Source organism: Klebsiella sp. RC2, assembly GCF_014192815.1.
In the GTDB taxonomy this organism is placed as follows: domain Bacteria; phylum Pseudomonadota; class Gammaproteobacteria; order Enterobacterales; family Enterobacteriaceae; genus Klebsiella; species Klebsiella variicola.
Genome location: NZ_JACHYL010000005.1, coordinates 341420 through 362382 on the forward strand (window position 1 = coordinate 341420; position 20963 = coordinate 362382).

At 59.0% G+C, this 20963-nt stretch carries 21 protein-coding genes; 7 read left to right on the plus strand and 14 right to left on the minus strand.

The window, feature by feature from the left end:
- Positions 1-278: 278 nt before the first annotated feature.
- The 6 genes from FHW76_RS17700 (at position 279) to FHW76_RS17725 (ending at position 4831) form a co-directional block, all read left to right on the plus strand.
- The gene (locus FHW76_RS17700; RefSeq protein ID WP_008806150.1) at positions 279-593 is read left to right on the plus strand and encodes a BON domain-containing protein; all 315 of its coding nucleotides are present in this window, start codon (positions 279-281) and stop codon (positions 591-593) included.
- A gap of 124 nt (positions 594-717) precedes the next feature.
- Complete coding sequence (gene yqaB, locus FHW76_RS17705) at positions 718-1284, plus strand: fructose-1-phosphate/6-phosphogluconate phosphatase (protein ID WP_004174701.1); 567 nt, start codon at positions 718-720, stop codon at positions 1282-1284.
- Positions 1281-1709 (plus strand): YqaA family protein, encoded by a 429-nt coding sequence (locus FHW76_RS17710; protein ID WP_008806149.1) that lies wholly within the window; start codon positions 1281-1283, stop codon positions 1707-1709. Before yqaB ends, FHW76_RS17710 begins: the two co-directional genes overlap by 4 nt.
- A 66-nt stretch (positions 1710-1775) precedes the next feature.
- Entirely contained in the window at positions 1776-3332 is a 1557-nt protein-coding gene (gene gshA, locus FHW76_RS17715; RefSeq protein ID WP_008806148.1) for a glutamate--cysteine ligase, read from the plus strand.
- 163 nt (positions 3333-3495) lie between these two features.
- Positions 3496-4011 carry an S-ribosylhomocysteine lyase gene (gene luxS, locus FHW76_RS17720; RefSeq protein ID WP_002914351.1) on the plus strand — a complete coding sequence of 172 codons (516 nt, stop codon included), beginning with the start codon at positions 3496-3498 and terminating at the stop codon, positions 4009-4011.
- A gap of 52 nt (positions 4012-4063) precedes the next feature.
- Complete coding sequence (locus tag FHW76_RS17725; protein ID WP_008806147.1) at positions 4064-4831, plus strand: helix-turn-helix domain-containing protein; 768 nt, start codon at positions 4064-4066, stop codon at positions 4829-4831.
- On the opposite strand, the gene leuA is transcribed toward FHW76_RS17725, so the two are convergent.
- The 14 genes from leuA to FHW76_RS17795 all read right to left on the minus strand — a co-directional run bounded on the left by leuA (position 4810) and on the right by FHW76_RS17795 (position 19402).
- Complete coding sequence (gene leuA / locus FHW76_RS17730) at positions 4810-6486, minus strand: 2-isopropylmalate synthase (protein ID WP_183476866.1); 1677 nt, start codon at positions 6484-6486, stop codon at positions 4810-4812. The two genes, FHW76_RS17725 and leuA, sit on opposite strands and share 22 nt — an antisense overlap.
- A gap of 136 nt (positions 6487-6622) precedes the next feature.
- Positions 6623-8161, minus strand: coding sequence for a multidrug efflux MFS transporter permease subunit EmrB (gene emrB / locus FHW76_RS17735; RefSeq protein ID WP_008806145.1), 1539 nt, complete (start codon positions 8159-8161; stop codon positions 6623-6625).
- Between the two features lie 15 nt (positions 8162-8176).
- On the minus strand, positions 8177-9349 hold the full coding sequence (emrA, locus tag FHW76_RS17740) for a multidrug efflux MFS transporter periplasmic adaptor subunit EmrA (RefSeq protein ID WP_008806144.1): 1173 nt from the start codon (positions 9347-9349) through the stop codon (positions 8177-8179).
- Between the two features lie 125 nt (positions 9350-9474).
- Positions 9475-10005 (minus strand): transcriptional repressor MprA, encoded by a 531-nt coding sequence (gene mprA / locus FHW76_RS17745; protein WP_002914337.1) that lies wholly within the window; start codon positions 10003-10005, stop codon positions 9475-9477.
- A 90-nt stretch (positions 10006-10095) separates the two neighbouring features.
- Positions 10096-10431 carry an L-valine transporter subunit YgaH gene (gene ygaH, locus FHW76_RS17750; RefSeq protein ID WP_008806143.1) on the minus strand — a complete coding sequence of 112 codons (336 nt, stop codon included), beginning with the start codon at positions 10429-10431 and terminating at the stop codon, positions 10096-10098.
- On the minus strand, positions 10421-11167 hold the full coding sequence (locus tag FHW76_RS17755) for an AzlC family ABC transporter permease (RefSeq protein WP_008806142.1): 747 nt from the start codon (positions 11165-11167) through the stop codon (positions 10421-10423). Before FHW76_RS17755 ends, ygaH begins: the two co-directional genes overlap by 11 nt.
- A gap of 183 nt (positions 11168-11350) precedes the next feature.
- Complete coding sequence (proX, locus tag FHW76_RS17760) at positions 11351-12349, minus strand: glycine betaine/L-proline ABC transporter substrate-binding protein ProX (protein WP_044613575.1); 999 nt, start codon at positions 12347-12349, stop codon at positions 11351-11353.
- Between the two features lie 78 nt (positions 12350-12427).
- Complete coding sequence (proW, locus tag FHW76_RS17765; protein ID WP_008806140.1) at positions 12428-13495, minus strand: glycine betaine/L-proline ABC transporter permease ProW; 1068 nt, start codon at positions 13493-13495, stop codon at positions 12428-12430.
- A complete protein-coding gene (proV, locus tag FHW76_RS17770; RefSeq protein WP_008806139.1) occupies positions 13488-14690 on the minus strand; it encodes a glycine betaine/L-proline ABC transporter ATP-binding protein ProV in 1203 nt (400 codons plus the stop codon). The genes proW and proV overlap by 8 nt, the downstream gene beginning before the upstream one ends.
- Positions 14691-15047: 357 nt before the next feature.
- Complete coding sequence (gene nrdF / locus FHW76_RS17775) at positions 15048-16010, minus strand: class 1b ribonucleoside-diphosphate reductase subunit beta (protein ID WP_008806138.1); 963 nt, start codon at positions 16008-16010, stop codon at positions 15048-15050.
- A gap of 10 nt (positions 16011-16020) precedes the next feature.
- Positions 16021-18162, minus strand: coding sequence for a class 1b ribonucleoside-diphosphate reductase subunit alpha (nrdE, locus tag FHW76_RS17780; RefSeq protein ID WP_094285049.1), 2142 nt, complete (start codon positions 18160-18162; stop codon positions 16021-16023).
- Positions 18135-18545, minus strand: coding sequence for a class Ib ribonucleoside-diphosphate reductase assembly flavoprotein NrdI (gene nrdI / locus FHW76_RS17785; RefSeq protein ID WP_008806136.1), 411 nt, complete (start codon positions 18543-18545; stop codon positions 18135-18137). Before nrdI ends, nrdE begins: the two co-directional genes overlap by 28 nt.
- Positions 18542-18787, minus strand: coding sequence for a glutaredoxin-like protein NrdH (nrdH, locus tag FHW76_RS17790; RefSeq protein WP_012540796.1), 246 nt, complete (start codon positions 18785-18787; stop codon positions 18542-18544). The genes nrdI and nrdH overlap by 4 nt, the downstream gene beginning before the upstream one ends.
- Positions 18788-18970: 183 nt before the next feature.
- The gene (locus FHW76_RS17795) at positions 18971-19402 is read right to left on the minus strand and encodes a carboxymuconolactone decarboxylase family protein (protein ID WP_012540797.1); all 432 of its coding nucleotides are present in this window, start codon (positions 19400-19402) and stop codon (positions 18971-18973) included.
- A gap of 88 nt (positions 19403-19490) precedes the next feature.
- On the opposite strand from FHW76_RS17795, the gene FHW76_RS17800 reads away from it, so the two are divergent.
- Positions 19491-20852 carry a PLP-dependent aminotransferase family protein gene (locus FHW76_RS17800; RefSeq protein ID WP_022065773.1) on the plus strand — a complete coding sequence of 454 codons (1362 nt, stop codon included), beginning with the start codon at positions 19491-19493 and terminating at the stop codon, positions 20850-20852.
- The last annotated feature ends 111 nt before the right edge of the window (positions 20853-20963 follow it).

Below are 20963 nucleotides of genomic sequence, written 5' to 3' on the forward strand. Positions count from 1 at the left end.
AGTAACAGCGACGACGTTGTTGTATGGTCTGCGAAATCAGCGCCAGCACCAGGGAGGATAACGTTGCGTAAGCAACGGCCCGAAGGGCGAGGCTTAGCCGAGTCATCCTCCCGGATGCACCATCTTCACTCTTTACTCTCCCCTCACCATCCCGATAACCTCGTTTTCCATCACCGGTTTCATACTGACTTTTTTTATTGGCAAGCCGCGCTTTCCACTATAATTTATCCTTGTATATCAGCGTTATCAGGCTGAGTTAAATGCAAGGAGAGAAATCCATGAAATGGTTCAAAGCAATACCTGCTTTTTGCGCGACGCTGCTGGTGGCGACGGCCCTTACTGGCTGTGCCGGTTCGTCCACCAAAGAAAGCACCGGCGGTTACATTGACGATACCGTGGTGACCACTAAGGTGAAAACGGCGCTCTTTAACGATAAAGATATCAAGTCCTCAGAAATCAGCGTCCAGACCTTTAAAGGCCGCGTGCAGTTGAGCGGGTTTGTCTCCTCTGCGGAAAGCGCTAAACGTGCGGTGGAAGTCACCCGTCGGGTGCAGGGCGTGCGTATGGTCGAGAACGATCTGCGTATTAAATAAGACCCACTACCCGGTTTATGCCTGAAGGCGCCTGAGGGCGCCTTTGTCGTTTGAGCCGCTGGCCGCGACAACGACGGGCTTTTGCGATAGAGTAACTATTCATTAACCGGTTGGTGAGAAGACAATGTACGAAGGTTACGCAGGACTGATCTTTGATATGGATGGCACCATTCTCGATACCGAGCCGACCCATCGGCAGGCATGGAACGAGGTGTTGGGCCGCTACGGTATGCGTTTCGACGAACAGGCGATGGTCGCGCTCAATGGCTCACCAACCTGGCGGATTGCCCAGGCGATTATTGAACTCAACCAGGCGGATCTCGATCCACATCGCCTGGCGCAGGAAAAAACCCAGGCGGTTAAGGCGATGCTGCTGGACAGCGTACGCCCGTTGCCGCTAATTGAGGTGGTCAAAGCGTGGCATGGTCGTCGCCCGATGTCGGTGGGTACCGGCAGCGAAAGCGCCGTCGCCGAGGCGCTACTGGCGCACCTGGGCCTGCGTCATTACTTCTCTGCGGTGGTGGCGGCCGATCATGTAGTCAACCATAAACCCGCGCCCGATACCTTCCTGCTGTGCGCCGAGCGCATGGGCGTCGCGCCGGAAAAATGCGTGGTCTTCGAAGATGCCGACTTTGGTCTGCAGGCGGCCAAGCGTGCAGGCATGGACGCTGTTGACGTGCGTTTGCTGTGAGTGACGCGCTGTCACTCACCTCGCTGTTTGCCAGTAGCTTTTTAAGCGCCACGCTGCTTCCCGGTAATTCGGAGGTTGTGCTGGTGGCTATGCTACTTGCAGGGGTCAGTCATCCATGGTGGTTAGTATTAATAGCAACAATCGGCAATAGCCTTGGAGGGGTAACTAACGTTATTCTGGGGCGCTTGTTTCCGCTGCGCAAAACCTCGCGCTGGCAGGAGCGGGCGGCTGGCTGGCTTAAGCGCTACGGCGCGGTCACGCTCTTACTGAGCTGGGCGCCGGTTGTCGGCGATTTACTGTGTTTGCTGGCGGGATGGATGCGCATTTCCTGGGGACCGGTACTCTTTTTCTTATGCCTTGGTAAGGCGCTGCGCTATATCGTTATTGCAGCAGCGACGCTTCAGGGTATGACGTGGTGGCACTAATTGGACTGATAGTTCATCCATTACAATTATGCTTATTCAAACGATTTCGACAGGCGGGAGGTCAAATTGATCCCGGACGTATCACAGGCGCTGGCCTGGCTGGAAAAACATCCGCAGGCTCTGCAGGGTATTCAACGTGGTCTGGAGCGGGAAACGCTGCGCGTGAACGCAGACGGCACCCTTGCAACGACCGGTCACCCTCTGGCGTTAGGCTCAGCGCTGACGCATAAATGGATTACCACCGATTTTGCCGAAGCTTTACTCGAGTTCATTACGCCGGTGGATGGCGATATTGAGCATATGCTGACCTTTATGCGCGATGTCCATCGCTATACCGCGCGTCAGCTGGGCGACGAGCGAATGTGGCCGCTGAGTATGCCATGCTATATCGCTCCCGGTCAGGATATTGAGCTGGCGCAGTACGGCACCTCAAACGTGGGGCGTCTGAAAACGCTGTATCGCGAGGGGCTGAAGAACCGCTATGGCGCGCTGATGCAGACTATCTCCGGCGTGCACTATAATTTCTCGCTGCCGATGGCGTTCTGGCAGGCGAAGTGTGGCGTGGAAGACGTCGAAAGCGGTAAAGAAGCTATCTCGGCGGGCTATTTCCGCTCGATTCGTAACTACTATCGTTTTGGCTGGGTGATCCCTTATCTGTTCGGCGCCTCGCCGGCGATTTGCTCCTCGTTCCTGCAAGGGAAACCGACGACGCTGCCTTTTGAGGAGGCGGGTAACGGTATGTACTACCTGCCGTACGCCACCTCGCTGCGCCTCAGCGACCTCGGTTATACCAATAAGTCGCAAAGCAATCTCGGAATTACGTTTAACGATCTGCATGAGTATGTGGCAGGATTGAAGCGGGCGATTAAAACGCCGTCGGAAGAGTACGCTAAAATCGGGCTGCAGAAAGACGGCAAGTATCTGCAGATCAACAGCAATATCCTGCAGATTGAAAACGAACTCTATGCGCCGATCCGTCCGAAACGCGTGACCCGTCGGGGCGAAACCCCGTCCGATGCGCTGCTCCGCGGCGGCATTGAGTACATTGAAGTGCGTTCGCTGGATATCAACCCGTTCTCGCCGATCGGCGTTGACGCCCAGCAGGTGCGTTTCCTCGATCTGTTTATGGTCTGGTGCGCGCTGGCCGACGCGCCGGAGATGAGCAGCGATGAGCTGCTGTGCACTCGCACCAACTGGAATCGGGTGATTCTGGAAGGGCGTAAGCCGGGCTTAACGCTGGGGATTGGCTGCGAAAGCGCGCAGTTCCCGCTGGCTCAGGTGGGCAAAGATCTGTTCCGCGATTTACGCCGCGTGGCGCAGACCCTTGACAGTATCCACGGTGGCCAGGCATATCAGCAGGTCTGCGACGAGCTGCTGGCCTGCTTTGACGATCCGGAATTAACCTTCTCAGCCCGCATTCTGCGTTCTATGATTGAAGAAGGGATTGGCGGCACTGGCCGTGCATTGGCGGATCGCTATCGGACGCAGCTGCGGGAAGAGCCGCTGGAGATCCTGAGCGAAGCCGATTTCATCGCCGAGCGCGAGGCATCGGTGGCACGGCAGAAGAAAGTGGAAGCGGAAGACAGTGAGCCGTTCGAAGCGCTGCTGGCACGACACGCGTAGCCGCTGACGATACAAAAGAAAAAGGCCACATCAATGTGGCCAAACTTTCATCTCTGATTCAGGGATGATGATGATAATAAATGCGCGTCTTTCATATACTGAGACTCGCGGCTGAACAAAGAGTTCATTTTATTTTAAAAAAAATCACTCCCGGAGGTGACGAATGCCGTTGTTAGATAGTTTCACAGTCGACCATACCCGAATGGAAGCCCCAGCGGTGCGTGTCGCGAAGAAAATGAACACGCCGCATGGCGATGAAATCACCGTTTTCGATCTGCGCTTCTGCGTGCCGAACCAGGAAGTGATGCCGGAACGCGGTATCCACACCCTGGAGCACCTGTTCGCGGGCTTTATGCGCGATCACCTGAACGGGAATGGCGTGGAAATTATCGACATTTCGCCAATGGGCTGCCGCACCGGGTTCTATATGAGCCTGATTGGTACACCGGACGAGCAGCGCGTCGCTGACGCCTGGAAAGCGGCGATGGCCGATGTGCTGAAGGTGAAAGATCAGAACCAGATCCCGGAGCTCAACGTCTACCAGTGCGGAACCTATACCATGCACTCGCTGGAAGAGGCCCAGGACATCGCTCGTCATATCATTGAGCGCGATGTACGCATCAACAGCAACGACGAACTGGCGCTGCCGAAAGAAAAACTGCAGGAACTGCACATCTAGTGCTTCCGCCACGGCCCGACGCCTGTCGCCGGGCCGCTCTCCTGACGCCGCCATGACGACCACCACGACTTTCTCCTTTCAGCACCGCCCGCTGGTGCCTTTTGCCCATGATTATGCCCACGGTGACCAGGAAGACTGGCATCAGCATGACTGCGCCCAGCTGCTGCATATTTTAAGCGGCGTGGTGCGGGTCGCGACACCGGCAGGTTACTGGGTGGTGCCTCCCGGGCGCGGCGTCTGGCTGCCGGCGGGAACGCCGCACGCGCTGCGTATGACCGGCAACGTGGCGGCGCGCACCCTGTTTATCGATCCGCTGGCGCGCGCCGATCTTCCGGCGGGTTGCCAGATCGTACAGATCACGCCGCTGCTGCGGGAACTGATCGTCTCATCCCTGGGACTGGCCGAGTGCTATGCCCCCGCCAGCCGTGACGAACGGATTTATGAGCTGATCCTCGATGAGATCCGCGGGATGGCGATCCTGCCGTTTGGCCTGCCGGAACCGCAAAGTGACACGCTGCGTCGGCTGTGCCAGCAGGTACGCGAGGCGCCGGGCGAAGCCTGGAGCAGCGGCCAGGCGGCAAAGGTGTGCAGCATGAGTGAGCGAACCCTTAACCGCCATTTTCAGCAGCAGACTAGCCTGACGTGGAGCGAGTGGGTGCGCCGGGCGAAGCTAATGGAAGCGCTGATTCGCCTGGCGCAGGGTCACTCCGTGCTGCGGGTGGCGCTGGAGCTGGGCTACGGCAGCCACAGCGCCTTCAGCGCCATGTTTCGTCGGGTGATGGGCGTCGCCCCCAGCGACTATTTTCGCCCTTCGACCTGATCGGCGACGCTGATCGCATTGCACAATGCCTGCAGCGAAGCGCGCGCCACGTCATTATCAATACCCACTCCCCAGTAGCTTTCACCTTGTGGAAAAACGCAGCGGATATAGGCGACCGACCGACTGTCGCTGCGCGCGCCAAGGGTATGCTCATGGTAGTCCTTGATCATAAACGGTTGTCTGAGCAGCGCGCTGAGGCCGCTGGCGGCGGCCGACAGCAGGCCGTTGCCCTGGCCCTGCAGGCGTCGGGTTTCGCCGTGGTGTCGCAGCGTCGCCTGCAGCGAAAGCTGGCCATCCTGTTGGCTGGCGCTCTGATAATCAAGCAGCGTCAGCGCAGGCTGCGCCAGCAGGCCGTAGCGCGTGCGGAACAGCTGCCACAGCGCGTGGTGGGTCATCTCTTTGCCGTCGCTATCGGTCACCTGCTGTACATGCTGACTGAAGTCCTGCTGCAGCCCGCGGGGCAGCTTGAGACCATGGTTTTGTTCGATAAGCCAGGCGCTGCCGCTTTTTCCCGACTGGCTGTTGACGCGGATCACCGCCTCATAGCTACAGCCAATATCCTGTGGATCAATGGGCAGGTAGGGCATCTGCCACGGATCGCCTGGCTGACGGGCATCAAACCCTTTTTTGATGGCATCCTGATGGGAGCCGGAGAAGGCGGTATAAGCCAGACTTCCCGCCCACGGGTGGCGTGGGTGAACGGGGATCTGGTTGCAGTTTTCCACCACCTCCACCACCCGGTTCATCTGCTCGAAGCGAAGCTCAGGGTCGATGCCCTGGCTGTAGAGATTCATGGCCAGCGTCACCAGGCAGACGTTGCCGGTGCGTTCGCCATTGCCAAACAGGCAGCCTTCCACCCGATCGGCGCCGGCCATCACCGCCAGCTCGGCGCTGGCGACACCGGTCCCGCGGTCGTTGTGCGGGTGCACGCTGATGCAGACCTCGCCGCGGCGGGAGAAGTGGCGGCAAAAATACTCGATCTGATCGGCATAGACGTTGGGGGTGTTCACTTCCACCGTCGCCGGCAGATTGACGATCATCGGCCGTTCGGCGCAGGACTGCCAGACGTCCGCCACCGCCTCGCAAATCTCAAGGGCAAACTCGGGTTCGGTAAAGCAGAAGGTCTCTGGTGAGTATTCGTATTGCCAGCGGGTCTCCGGCTGTTGTTCGCACTGCTGGCGGATAAGTCGGGTGGCGCGGGTCGCCAGGGCGATCACTTCGGCTTTATCCATCCCGAAGACCAGCTCGCGAAACAGCGGCGCGGTGGCATTGTAGAGGTGGACGGTGGCCTGGCGGGCGCCGCGCAGTGCCTCAAAGGTGCGCAGGATCAGCGGATCCCGCGCCTGGGTCAGCACCTGGATGGTGACATCTTCCGGGATGCGCTGCTCGTCGATCAGCTGGCGGACGAAGTTGAAATCGGTTTGCGAAGCGGAAGGGAAGGCGACCTCAATCTCTTTAAAACCGCACTCCAGCAGCAGATCCCAGAACTGCAGTTTGCGGGCGCTGTCCATGGGCTCCGCCAGCGCCTGGTTGCCGTCGCGCAGGTCGGTCGACAGCCAGCGCGGGGCGTGGCTGATTTGCCGGTCGGGCCAGCGGCGGTCGGGCAGGGCAATCGGCGGATAGGGACGGTACTTTTCAGCAGGATGGCTCAGCATAGTGTTCTCCTTAATGGTCAGCCTTTATCCTGCCCGAGCACCGGGTGGCGAGCTTTCGCAAACGAGACAGAAACTAGCGAGAATTGGACAATCTGACGCCATAAAAAAGGGACCCGCAGGTCCCTTAGTCTGATGCTTAGTGTGCGCCCCCGCCGCCGCCGCCGGCACTGAATGGCGGCCTGGCGAACCACACCAGGCTGAGCAGAAGAATAAAGATCCCCGCCGAAACCCAGAAGATTTCGTTGGCGGAGATAATCAACCCCTGGTTGGTTATCTGCTGCGCTATCCAGCCGGAAGCCTGCTGCTGGGTCATTCCCATGCCCTGCAGCTGATCGTACATCTGCTGGGCGTTGGGGTTGAACGGCGTCACCGACTCGGTGAGCTGCGCATGGTGCAGCGCCTCACGGTTGGTCCACATGGTGGTGGTGATCGAGGTCCCGATGGAGCCGGCCAGAGTTCGGGTAAAGTTTGACAAGCTCGACGCCGCCGCCAGCCGCTCCGGCGGCAGGCCGGAGAGGGTGATGGTGGTCAATGGCATGAAGAAACAAGCCACCGCGAAGCCCTGGATAAACTGCGGCCACGCCGATGCACCAAAGTCCATACCCGGTTCAAAGGTCCACGCACGCCAGTAGAAGCAGACGGCATACATAATAAAGCTGAAGGTGACCAGCCGACGCATATCGAGCTTATGGGCAAAGCGGCCAATAATCGGCGACAGAATGACCGGGATCACCCCCACCGGCGCCGACGCCAAACCGGCCCAGGTAGCGGTGTAGCCGTAGACCTCCTGCAACAGCTGCGGCAGCAGTACGATAGCGCCGAAGTAGAGCATATAGGCCAGGCTGATACACAAACAGCCGATGGTGAAGTTGCGCGACTTAAACAGCGACAGGTCGACTATCGGGTTATCGTCAGTCAGCTCCCAGACAATCAGGAAGCTTATCGCCACCACCGCCACGATGGTCAGGATGATAATCTCGTTGGAAGCGAACCAGTCGAGCTCTTTACCGCGGTCGAGCATCACCTGCAGGCTACCGATACCGATAATCAGCAACGCCAGCCCGACGCCGTCGATACGTCGCTGTTCGGTACGGGTTTCGCGCCCGCGCAGGGTTTGCAGCGTCATGATCACCACTGCGATACCAATCGGCACGTTGATGAAGAAGATCCAGCCCCAGTGGTAGTTATCGCTGATATAGCCGCCGAGAATCGGGCCACAGATCGGAGCGACGATCACGGTCATTGACCACAGGGCCAGCGCAATCGACCGCTTCGCCGGTGGGTAGTTGCTGAGCAACAGGCTCTGCGACAGCGGGATCAGCGGACCGGCGACGATCCCCTGAATGACGCGGAAGAAGATCAGCATCGTCAGGCTGTTCGACACCCCACAGGCCCAGGAGGCGATAGCGAATGCCACCGTCGACCAGACGAAGAGCTTCACCTCGCCGACGCGCTTCGCCAGCCAGCCGGTAATGGGGATGGAGATGGCGTTGGCCACCCCGAACGAGGTGATGACCCACGTCCCCTGGCTCAGCGACGAGCCAAGGTTACCGGCAATGGTTGGGATCGCCACGTTGGCGATCGTGGAGTCCAGCACCTGCATGAACGTCGCCAGCGACAACGCAATGGTCATAATGACCAGTTGCGCGCCTTCGAGCGGTTTTTGCTGTTGCATTACGCTCACCCCGAATTATCCGGCGTTGGCCTGAATGATCTCGTCGATCAGTTTATTAACCGGCTCAAGCGCGATTTCGCGGGCATTGCTCTCGTAAACCGGGGAGCTTCGCACCTGGCTGGCCAGCATTTCGCCATCGCGATCGGTGGTGTTGACCTCCACCAGCGTGGAGAGGCCGATGCGCAGCGGGTGTTCCGCCAGCTGTTTTTCATCCAGCTCAATACGGACCGGCAGGCGCTGTACCACTTTGATCCAGTTACCGGTGGCGTTCTGCGCCGGCAGCAGGGAGAAGGCGCTGCCGGTGCCCATATCGAGGCCGACCACTTTGCCGGTGTATTTCACGTCATCGCCATAGATGTCGCTGATCACGGTGGCCGGCTGGCCGATGCGCATGTGCGCCAGCTGGGTCTCTTTAAAGTTGGCGTCGATCCACAGGTTGGTCGCCGGGACCACCGCCATCAGCGGCGTGGTGGTGCCGATCTGCGCCCCAGGCTGTACCGAGCGACGGGAAACGTAGCCGCTAATCGGGCTGACGATTTGCGTACGCTGCAGGGCCAGCCAGGCGTTACGCACTTCGGTGGCCGCCTGCAGCACCGCCGGCTGCTGTTCCAGTTTGGTGCCCAGCACGATCGCCTGGTTGGCGTTGTATTGCTGGATTGCCACGTCGAGTTCGGCCTGCGCGCTGGCGACGGTATCGCGGGCGTGCTGCAACTCTTCGCGGCCGATCAGGTTCGCGGCGCCCAGCGGGATGCGGCGATTCAGGTCAGCCTGCGCCTGGGCGAGGGCGGTCTTTTTGACGTCAATATTCGCCTGCAACTGCTTGCTGTTGATCATCTGCTGACGGGTTTGACGCACGCTGGCGGCCAGCTGCGTTTTGGCTTTCTCAAACGCCTGCTGGGCATCGGTCTGATCGAGCGTCACCAGCGGATCGCCTTTCTGCACGTAGTCCGTGTTGTCAGCCCAGACTTTGGTCACGCTGCCTGAGACCTGGGCCATAATTTGTACCTGGTTCCCTGCCACGTAGGCATCGTCGGTCTCTTCGTAATGACGCAGTACCAGAAACCAGTAAATCCCATATGCCACGGCAATAATAATAAAGAGCAATGTCAGCAACAGGAGTGCGCCTTTGCGCTTTCCTTTTTTGCTGCCTGGTTGCTGCGGGGTTTGGCTCTCCGCATTTGCGCTCATGTTATTCTCCACGATCTTATTATTTCACATCGGCTGAGCCGACCTGTTTATCAGAAAGGCCAGCAGAGATCTGCTGGCCTGGCTGTTTTCCTTGCAACGTAAAAATGGGCTGAGCGACGCCGCCCTTAGCGTAGAGAGTCCGCCAGCACGCCTTCTTCTTCCATCTGGTCAAGGCGGCTCAGGAGTTTGCGGGTGATATGTTCGAGCTGATCTTTTTCGCTGGTGCTGAGTGAAGACCACAGCTGATGCAGGCAGTTATGCTGCGGTGGCAGGACTTCACGCAAAAACTGATGACCCTTTTCGGTCAGTTGCAGATGCAGACAGCGGCGATCGTTATCGCTCTCGCGACGTTCAATCCAGCCGCGTTTTTCCAGTTCATCAGCGATACGGGTGGCGTTGGTACGCGACGAGCCCAGCGCGCAACTCAGCTCGGACGGCTGGATGCTGTGGTTTTCCTGTGACTCCAGCGTAATCAGCGCCATAAATAATGTCTCGTTAATTCCCTGCGCTTTGAGCATTTTATTGCGATTTTCCAGCAGCTTACCTTGCATATGCATGCAAAGACGAGTTAACAGGATCTCCTGGAACGGGAAATCTTCATGGCGGCTGGCGCGGAATTTGAGCATTTGCTCAATGGGAGTAAACGAACTATCCATTTGGGTATGACCTCATTAATTACAGCCGATATAATAACTATTGTGACAAATAAATCAAATGAATTATTGACTAAAATTGATACGTAAAGCTTAGAGTCCGCTGGTGATTTTCCATGCCAGACCGTAGGCCAACGCCGACAGCAGCGTCGGGACAATAATGCTGCGGGTTTTCCAGAAGGCGGCCCCCAGCACCAGGAAGCCGATCAGCGTCGGCGCCAGGCGATGGGCATCGGCGAGGATCTCCGGCACGCTGGAGACCACCAGCAGCGCGCAAATCGAGGCGATGCCGATGGTATCCAGCAGCACGCTGACCGGGCCACGGCGGGCAGGCCGGGCATGGCCGGCGCGCAGGCGCAGGGGAAGATAGCGAAACAGATAATTCACGCTGCCGACTATCACCCCGAGCAGAAGGACTTCACTGTTCATCCGGCATCCCCTTAAGCATGGCCTGGACCAGCGCCGTCAGACACCCGCAGACAATCCCGGCGAGGATGGCCGCCGGAATGGAAAATAACAAAATGCCACCCAGCGCGCCCGCCAGGGCTGCCGTGACGCAGAGTGACTGCTGGCGCTGGAATGAGGCCAGCAGGAAGCTCATAAACAGCGCCGGCAGCATAAAGCCGAGCGCGGCCTCCACCGCGGGATAATCCACCAGCAGGCCGTTACCGGACCAGGCGCCGGCCAGCGTGCCGCACACCCACGATGCCCAGGAAGTAAAAGCGAGACCGAGCATCCAGTTTTCGCTCCAGCGGCGGTTATCGCGAACCAGCCTGGCGGTGGCCGCGGCGAAAACCTCATCGGTCAGGCCGAAGGCCCAGAGGGCGGTTTTCTTTTTATCCAGCGCTGAGCGAATGCGGCTGCGCAATGAGGGACCATACAGCACGTGGCGGACATCCATCGCCATCACCGTCAGGGCGGCGACCCACAGCGAACTGCCGGCGGCCAGCATGGCGGTGATCACAAACTGGCTGGCGCCGGCGTAAATAATGCAGGAGAAAAACAGGCTTTCCAGCGGGGTGAATCCCAGCCGGGTGGCGTTCAGTCCGAAGGCGAAAGCCACCGGCAGGTAGCTGATAACGATGGGGAGACTGTCTTTGATGCCTTCGCCGACGGTGGCGACACGTTCAGGTAAGGCACAGGTTAAGGGCGCGGGGTTTTCCATATGAATAACTTATCGCTGGATCCATGTGAAGGTGACAAATTGACCGATGGGTCCACCTTAACAGAGCGCGACGCGCCTTAACACTATGGAAATTCCTGGAATCCGCTTTTCCATACTCTGTGCTGCGAGCAACGAGGGAAAGGGAGCCCGGATAAGACGGAGCGCCTTATCCGGGAGGCAGGGTTACTGCTGCGCGGCGAGCGCCGCTTTCACCCAGCTGTCGAACAGCGGCTGGTGGGCTTTGATCCAGCCATCGACATGACCGTTAATGTCGGCTTCGGAAGCATGGCCTTCGTGCATCATCGCATTCTCGGCGTTGATGTCGGCGATCGGCAGCTTCATGACGCTAAACAGGGTGGCGGCGGCCGGATTTTTCTCGGCCCAGGTTTTGTTGGCGACGATGTGCATCGTGTTCACCGGGAAGCCATAGTTGGCGCCGTTGGCCAGTTTGGTGTCGATGTTTTTCTGCTCGCCCGGCAGGGAGGAGAACGGCACCTGCAGCCAGACGACGTCTTTGCCAGGTTTCAGCACGTCGCTGACCCAGTACGGCGTCCAGGTGTAGTAGAGCACCGGTTTACCCTCTTTATAGCGGGCGATGGTGTCAGCCATCATCGCCGCGTAGTTGCCCTGGTTATGGGTGACGGTTTTGCTCAGGCCATAGGCGTCAATCTGGTGGTTAATCACCGCTTCGCAGCCCCAGCCTGGCGTACAGCCGGTGAGATCCGCTTTACCGTCGTTATTGGTATCAAACAGTTTGGCGATCTGCGGATCTTTAAGCTGATCGATGGAGGTGATGTGGTACTGCTCGGCGGTTTTTTTGTCGATCAGATAGCCCTGGGCGGCGCCTGAGACATACACCCCTTTACGATAGAATTTGTTATCACCGCCCGCCGCGGCGTACATGTCATCGTGCAGCGGCTGCCAGTTGGTGGCGATAAAGGTGGTATCCCCGGCGGCAATCGAGGTATAGGCAACGTTATAGTCCACTTCGCTCGGTTTCTCGACGGTGTAGCCAAGCTTCTCCAGCGCGCGACTGACCAGCAGGGTCTGGAAGGTCTCTTCCGAAATAGTGCTCTGGGCAGGCTTCACGGTAATCCCTTTGCCCGGCAGGTCGGCGGCGAAGGTGCTGGTGGCGATCAGGGTGGCAAAGGCGGCGGTGGCCATCATCGTACGATGTCGCATGGTGGTTCCTCTTATTGTTTAACGGGAAGAGCGACCCCCCGGCCTCGGCTGGTGCCGGGGAGCGGCGCTGTTATCGACTTATCGACAGAAAGGGCGAGTGATAAGCCCCAGTGGGCCGGTGGTGTACCAGCGGCGGTTGCCGCGACTGCGGGCGTCGCGACCGACGGCCTGGGTGAGGCGGTCAAGAATAATCGCGAGGATCACGATCCCCACTCCGCCGACGGTGGCGAGACCCATATCCAGGCGGCCGATGCCGCGCAGCACCATCTGGCCAAGACCGCCGACGGCGATCATCGAGGCGATCACCACCATCGACAGGGCCAGCATCAGCGTCTGGTTTACCCCGGCCATGATGGTGGGCATCGCCAGCGGCAGCTGAACCTTAAACAACAGCTGGCGCGGGCTGGCGCCAAACGAGCGCGACGCTTCGATCAGATCCGCGGGCACCTGGTTTATCCCGAGAATGGTCAGGCGGACGATCGGCGGCAAGGCGAAGATAATCGTCACTACCACGCCGGGCACGTTGCCGATGCCGAACAGCATCACGATCGGCACCAGGTAGACGAAGGCCGGCGTGGTCTGCATGGCATCGAGCAGCGGGCGGATAATTTTTGCCGCCCGCGGGCTGCGCGCCAGCCAAATACCCAGCGGCAGGCCGATAACCATGCAGAACAGCAGGGCGGTGAGGACCAGCGCCAGGGTGACCATCGCCTGCGACCAGGCGCCGATAGCGCCGATGGCAATCAGCGAAACCAGGGTGGCGACCCCCATGCCGAGGCTGGAGATCTGCCAGGCGATCAGCGCGAAGACGATAATCGCCACCGGCGCTGGCATCCCCAACAACAGCTGCTGGAAGGCGCTGAGGATGTAGTCGATCGGCACGCGGATCCCCTGGAATAGCGGACGGAAGTGCAGCACGATCCAGTCGATAGCGTGGGTGACCCAGCTGTCGAGCGGGATCAGCGTTTTATGGAACGGGTCCATGATGTTGAACGATTCCGGCTGCGGCGCGGGCGCGCTGTGCAGCCAGTCGGCGCCGCCGCCGTTGGCCGGCGCGGCAGTAGAGGCGCCACCCCAGGCATCGGCGGCCTGCGCAGCGCTGTCGGTTGCCGGGGCGCTGTCCCACGGATTAGTTTGATCAGCCATGATTCACCCCCTCGCGATCTAAAGCCTGGAGCAGCATTCGTTTGGAAATGATGCCAATGTATTGTTGTTCTTCATCCACCACCGGGACGGCGCACGGGGCGTGGCCGACGTGGGAGAGCAGATCGCTGAGCGGCGTTTGCGCCTCCACCGCCAGCGGGGCGTCAATCAGCGCCGCCTCGATCCCCTGGCCGACGCTGAGCGCGGTTTTCAGAGAATCGATCGAGACAATCCCGACAAAGCGATTTCCGCGTTCGATGACATAGCCATATTCCCGGTCTTCATCCTGTAATAATTTCAGCGCGGAGCGGGGGCCAAAACCTGGGGTTTTACGAATCAATCCAACCGGGCTGCGGCGGGCAATATCTTTGGCGCTGAAGACCTGGCTAATATCCACGCCGCGGAAGAAGGTGCGCACATAATCATTGGCCGGATTATTCAGTATTTCATCCGGCGTACCGACCTGGACCACTTCGCCATTTTGCATAATGGCAATGCGATCGCCAATTCGCATGGCTTCATCAAGGTCATGGGAAATAAAGACGATAGTGCGTTGATGCTTAGCCTGTAATTTGATGAGCTCATCCTGCATTTCGGTGCGAATGAGCGGGTCGAGCGCGGAGAAGGCTTCATCCATTAACAGAATATCGGGATTAATCGCCAGCGCGCGAGCTAAACCGACGCGCTGACGCATCCCGCCGGAGAGTTCATCCGGCCAGGCGTGGGCATAATTCTCCAGCCCCACCTGCCGCAGCGCCTCCCGCGCTTTTTGTTCTCGTTCGGCGGTCGGGACGCCGGCCAGCGCCATGCCAAACGCCGTGTTGTCGAGCACGCTCATGTGTGGCATCAGCGCAAAGGACTGAAATACCATCGCAATTTTCTTGCGACGCACCTCGCGCAGCTCGGCATCCGACATTTTGGCGATGTCGACCCCGTCAATCAGCACCTGGCCGCGGGTGGGTTCAATCAGGCGATTGAGAAGGCGAACCATGGTGGATTTCCCCGAGCCGGAGAGCCCCATGATGACGAATATCTCGCCTTCTTCAATGGCCAGACTGGCGTCTTTGACGCCAAGCGACAGCCCCGTTTTTTCCAGTATTTGCGCTTTGTTGAGTCCTTTCTCAATATATTTGAAAGCCCGGTTTGGGTGCTCGCCAAATATCTTATAAAGATTTTTGATTTCTAATTTAATTGCCATGCAATAGAGAAGTTCCTGTTATTTGTTTATTGCGATACGATACCCGATGGTGATTATGATCTTTTTACACCCTAACATACTCAGATTCTGTGACAACCCTCAATGGCAAACTCTCGGCAAAATGGCGTGAGGGATAGGGTGGCGCAGCCCCCGTGATATAAGGGCTGAGCGTCAATTTGTTGTGGGTAATATTTTTTGATTATCTCTGGATAATTCGACTGAAATGGACCAGTTTTCTGTTAAATATGACGGAGTGATGACGGTTATGCGATGGAGAGAATATTTGGCAGATGAACCCACTTTTCTGCGAAATAGATCACCAGGAACCAGCCCGCCATATTCCTGGTGAAAGTATGGTTAAAAGTCCCAATCGTCGTCGGCGGTTTCTTCCGTTTTGCCTATCACGTACGAGGAGCCGGAGCCGGAGAAAAAGTCGTGGTTTTCATCGGCGTTAGGCGACAGCGCGGCGAGGATCGCCGGGTTAACCGCTGCCATCTCCGCCGGAAACAGCGCTTCATAACCGAGGTTCATCAGCGCTTTGTTGGCGTTGTAGCACAGGAAAGCGCTGACGTCGTCAAACCAGCCGCTCTCGCCGTACAGTTCCCGACTGTAGGCCAGCTCGTTGTCGTAAAGATCCATCAGCAGATCGAGGGCGAAATTTTTCAGTTCTTCGCGCTTTCCGGGGCTGACGATCTCCAGTCCTTTCTGATACTTGTAGCCAATGTAATAGCCATGTACCGCTTCATCGCGAATGATCAGACGGATCAGATCCGCGGTATTGGTCAGTTTTCCCCGGCTGGAGAAGTGCATTGGCAGCCAGAAGCCGGAGTAGAAGAGAAAGGATTCGAGGAACACGCTGGCGATTTTTTTCTTCAGCGGCTCGTCGGCCTGATAGTAGCCCAGCATCAGTTGCGCCTTGCGCTGCAGGGGTTCGCAGCTTTCACTCCAGGCGAAGGCGGCATCCACCTCTTTGCTGTGGCACAGCGTGGAAAAAATGGAGCTGTAAGAGCGGGCATGAACCGCTTCCATAAAGCTGATGTTCGACAGCACCGCCTCCTCATGCGGGGTCAGCGCGTCCGCCATCAGCGCCGGCGCGCCGACCGTGTTCTGAATGGTGTCGAGCAGCGTCAGCCCGGTGAAGACGCGAATGGTCAACTGCTGCTCCGCCGCGCTGAGGGTTTGCCAGGCGGGAATGTCGTTCGATAGCGGCACTTTCTCCGGTAGCCAGAAGTTGCTGGTGAGACGATTCCAGACCTCAAGATCTTTGTCGTCATCAATGCGGTTCCAGTTGATAGCGCTGATGCGCGTTAAATGGGTCATCCTGTTCTCCTTACAGTGCGCAGGACACGCAGCCTTCAATTTCAGTGCCTTCCAGCGCCAGCTGGCGCAGACGGATGTAGTAGAGGGTCTTAATGCCTTTCTTCCAGGCGTAGATTTGCGCCTTGTTGATATCGCGGGTGGTGGCGGTATCCGGGAAGAACAGCGTCAACGACAGCCCTTGATCGACGTGGCGCGTCGCCTCGGCGTAGGTGTCAATGATCTTCTGGGGCCCTATCTCGTACGCATCCTGATAAAGGGCCAGATTGGCGTTATTCATAAACGGCGCGGGGTAGTACACCCGCCCGGTCTTCCCCTCTTTGCGGATCTCAATCTTCGAGACGATCGGATGAATGCTGGAGGTGGCATGGTTGATGTACGAGATCGACCCGGTGGGCGGCACCGCCTGCAGATAACGGTTATAGATGCCATAGCGCATGACATCGTCGCGCAGCTGGCGCCAGCTTTCCCGGTCGGGCAGGGGGATACCGGCGCGGGCGAACAGTGCGCGCACCCGTTCGGTTTTCGGCTGCCACTCCTCCTGCAGATATTTGTCGAAGTACGCCCCGCTGGCGTAGCGTGACTGTTCGAAGCCAGCGAAGCGCTGGCCGCGCTCGCGGGCCAGCAGCATCGAGGTGTGCAGGGCATGCCAGGTCACGGTGTAAAAATAGATATTGGTGAAGTCCAGCCCCTCCGGACTGCCGTAGGCAATCCCTTCTCGCGCCAGGTAGCCGTGCAGATTCATCTGCCCCAGGCCGATGGCGTGGGAGGCCGCATTGCCGGCCGCCACCGAGGGAACCGACTGTATGTCGCTCATATCGGATACCGCGGTCAGGGCGCGCACCGCGGTGGCGATAGTGCGGGCAAAATCCGGCGAGTCCATGGTATGGGCGATGTTCAGCGAGCCGAGGTTGCAGGAGATATCCTCGCCGATATGGGCGTAACTGAGGTTCTCATCATAGGTGGATGGCGTACTGACCTGCAGAATTTCCGAACACAGATTGCTCATGGTGATCCGTCCGGCCACCGGATTGGCGCGATTGACGGTATCTTCAAACATGATGTACGGATAGCCGGACTCAAACTGGATCTCCGCCAGGCGCTGGAAAAGGTCGCGGGCGCGGATCCAGCGCTTGCGGACCCGTTCGTCGGCCACCAGCTGCGGATAGAGATCGCCGATGGCGCAGTCGGCGAAGGGGTTACCGTACAGCCGCTCGACGTCATACGGCGAGAACAGGGCCATCTGCGCGTCTTCTTTTGCCAGCTGGAAGGTGATATCGGGGATCACCACTCCCAGCGACAAGGTTTTGATGCGGATTTTCTCATCGGCATTCTCACGCCGGGTATCGAGGAAGCGCAAAATATCGGGATGGTGCGCATGCAGCCAGACCGCTCCCGCCCCCTGGCGGGCGCCAAGCTGGTTGGCATAGGAGAAGGCGTCCTCCAGCATCTTCATCACCGGCACCACCCCGGAGGACTGATTTTCGATGCGCTTGATCGGCGCCCCGGCCTCGCGCAGGTTGGAGAGTAAAAAGGCCACGCCGCCGCCGCGCTTCGACAGCTGCAGCGCCGAGTTAACCGCCCGGCCTATGGATTCCATATTATCTTCAATGCGCAGCAGGAAGCAGGAGATCAGCTCCCCGCGCTGCTGCTTGCCGGCGTTGAGGAAGGTGGGGGTCGCGGGCTGGAAGCGGCCGCTGAGCATCTCTTCCATTAGCTGCCGCGCCTGCTGGTCATCCCCCTGGGCCAGCGTCAGCGCCACCATTACGCAGCGATCGGCAAAATCCTCGAGGTAGTGCTTGCCGTCAAAGGTCTTCAGCGCGTAGCTGGTATAGAACTTCCAGGCGCCGAGGAAGGTCTGAAAGCGAAACGCGGCGCGCCGGGCATGGGCGAACAATGCCAGCACAAACGCGCGGTCATAGCCGGCCAGCACCTGCGGATCGTAATAGCCCTCACGAACGAGCCAGGTGAGTTTATCCTCCTGGCTGACAAAACTCAGGGTGTTGGGCTGTATCTGGGCGGTCATAAAGACCTCCACCGCCTGGCGATCTTTCTCAAACGGGATGCGACCCTCGCTGTCGTACAAATTCAGCATCGCGTTGAGGGCGTGAAAATCCGCCGCGGCGGTTATACGTTCTGCGGTTGTCGTTGCCAAAATTCGCTGACTCCTTTACGCACGTTGTCGATATCGTCGGGGGTTCCCATCAGCTCGAAGCGGTAGAGATAGGGCACGGCGCATTTTTGCGCGATGACCTCCCCGGCACGCCCCCAAGCGTCGCCAAAGTTGCGATTGCCAGCGGCAATCACCCCGCGGATCAGCTGGCGGTTATGCACGTCGTTTAAAAAGCGGATCGCCTGACGCGGTACCGCGCCGGCCGTACCGCCGCCGCCATAGCTGGGAACGATGAGAATATAGGGTTCGTCTACCTGGAGATGTTCGCGCTCGTTCAGCGGAATGCGCACCGCCGGCAGCCCCAGGCGCTGCACAAAGCGATGGGTATTCTCCGAACGGCTGGAGAAGTAGACGATGAGGCTCATGCGCTGGCCGCCGTGACGGAGGGGCGCAGGCGATTGATCATATCCGGGCGGAAGCCGCTCCAGCGTAGCTCACCGGCGATCACCACCGGCAGCTGGCGAAATCCCTGCTCGCGCAGGGTGTCAGCTGCATCCGGCTGCTGGTCGACGTTCACCATTTCAAAGGCCAGTCCTCGGCTCTCCATGGCTCGCCGTGTGGCATGGCACTGCACGCAGTCATTTCGAGTGTAAATAATAATGCGCATGATTCGTATTTCCATTTAAGATAACAGCACGGCGCTAAACGCAGCGTCGAACGTTGTGGGTCATTCGATAAGGAAATACTAGATGTAGTTGTTTGAAAGTTCAACCACTCAATATATAGCGTTTTTAGCAAGGAAATCCCCCGCCGGGACAATTCGGCGGAGGAGGGGGAAGGCTGTGCGGAACTACAGACGCATGGCGACGGCGAGTCGGTTGAAAGCGTTCATCAGGCTGATGGCTAAGGTCAGATCGCTTATCTGACGCGGGGTAAAATGTTCGCGCAGCGGCAGGTAAACGTCATCTTCCGCATGGCTGGCGGCAATGTCGGTGACCGACTCGGCCCACGCCAGCGCTGCGCGTTCGCCAGGTGTGAAGTGGGCGCTTACCCGCCAGCCCGCCAGGGCATCCAGTTTGCTTTGCGCCATACCGCCCTTGCGCAGCGCCTGGCTGTGCTTCTCAAGGCAGAAGGCGCAGCCGTTGATCTGCGAGACGCGTAAATAAACCAGCTCTACCAGGGCGCTGCCCAGCTCGCTTTTCTCCAGCGCGATGCTGGCCTGTACCAGCCCTTTATAGACTTCCGGGCTCAGTTCACTGAATGGCTGACGTAATTGGCTCATGGTGTTCTCCTCTCTAAGACGGCAGCCAAAATAGCACTATAATGGACTGCAAAAGATAGCCATATTGTGATGAAAAAAGCAGACCATAATGGAAGCGATCCACCTCCCTCTTTATCAGCGTATTGCCCGCCAGCTGAAATCGGCAATTGAACGGGGCGAACTGACCCCGGGCAGCCGTCTGCCCGCCAGCCGGGTGTTTGCCCAGGAGCAGGGCGTCTCCCGGGCGACTATCGAAAACGCCTGGGGTGAACTGGTCGCCCAGGGGTGGCTTGAGCGGCGTGGGCAGGCGGGGACCTTTGTCAGCGAGCGGCTCAGTCCGCGCCAGCTGGCGCCGGTAACGCCAGCGCAATCAGCCGCCTCGACGGACCCGTTGCCCTTTCAGATGGGGCTGCCGGCGCTGGATCTCTTTCCGCGCGGGCTGTGGGCGCGAGTGATGGGTCGTCGGCTGCGGACGCAGTCGCGGTTCGACCTTGCCCCCGGCGATCCCGGCGGCGACCCGCTTCTGCGCCAGGCGATCGTGGAGTATCTGCGCCTGTCGCGCAGTATTGACTGCCAGCCGGAGCAGGTGCTGATTACCGGCAACTATGCTACCTCCATGGATCTTATCCTGCGTACGCTGGCGCAGCCGGGGCAGCATATGTGGATGGAGGATCCGGGGTATCCCTTTATCCGCCCGGTCGTTGAGGCCAGGCAGCTGGTGGTGGATGCGATCCCGGTGGACGACGAAGGAATGGATGTTGGCTGGGGCTTGCGGCATCACCCTCAAGCGCGGTTTGCCCTGCTCACCCCGGCACACCAGAGCCCGCTGGGGGTCGCGCTGTCGCTGCCCCGGCGTCGCCAGCTGCTGGCGTGGGCGACAGCGCGCGACGCGTGGATTATTGAGGACGATTACGATAGTGAGTTTCGCTATCACGGCAAACCGCTGCCGCCAGTGAAAAGCCTCGATGCGCCGCAGCGGGTTATCTACGCCGGCACTTTCAGTAAGTCGATGTTTCCGGCGCTGCGCACCGCCTGGCTTGTGGTGCCGACCCCGCTGGCGGCGCGTTTTCATCAGACGGCGGAGCGCCAGCCCTGCACCGTTCCTACTCTGTGGCAGCAGACGCTGGCGGATTTTATCCAGCAGGGACATTTCTGGCGTCATCTGAAAAAAATGCGCGCCAGCTATAGCCAGCGCCGACAGTGGCTGGAGTCGGCCCTGCAGGCGCAGGGCTTTCAGGTCACGCCGCAGCAGGGGGGCATTCAGCTGGTCATGCCGGTCAGCGGCAACGATCGCCTGCTGGCCCGGCAGGCGGTTGAGGCCGGGCTGGCGGTGCAGGCGCTGAGCGACTGGCGTCTTCGCCATGCAGGCGAGGGGGGATTACTGATGAGTTTTACCAATATTCGCTCAGCGGCGATGGCCGATGCGCTGGCCCGGCGGCTCAGAGAGGCGATCGCGAACGATGGCGCATAAAAAACCCCTGCGGCCAGAGGCGCGCAGGGGCTGACGCGTATTTGTTATCTTCATTAGATTCCGTGAAGCTCGCGGGCTTCCGCTCGCCAGGCGCGCGCGGAAGCTGACGCT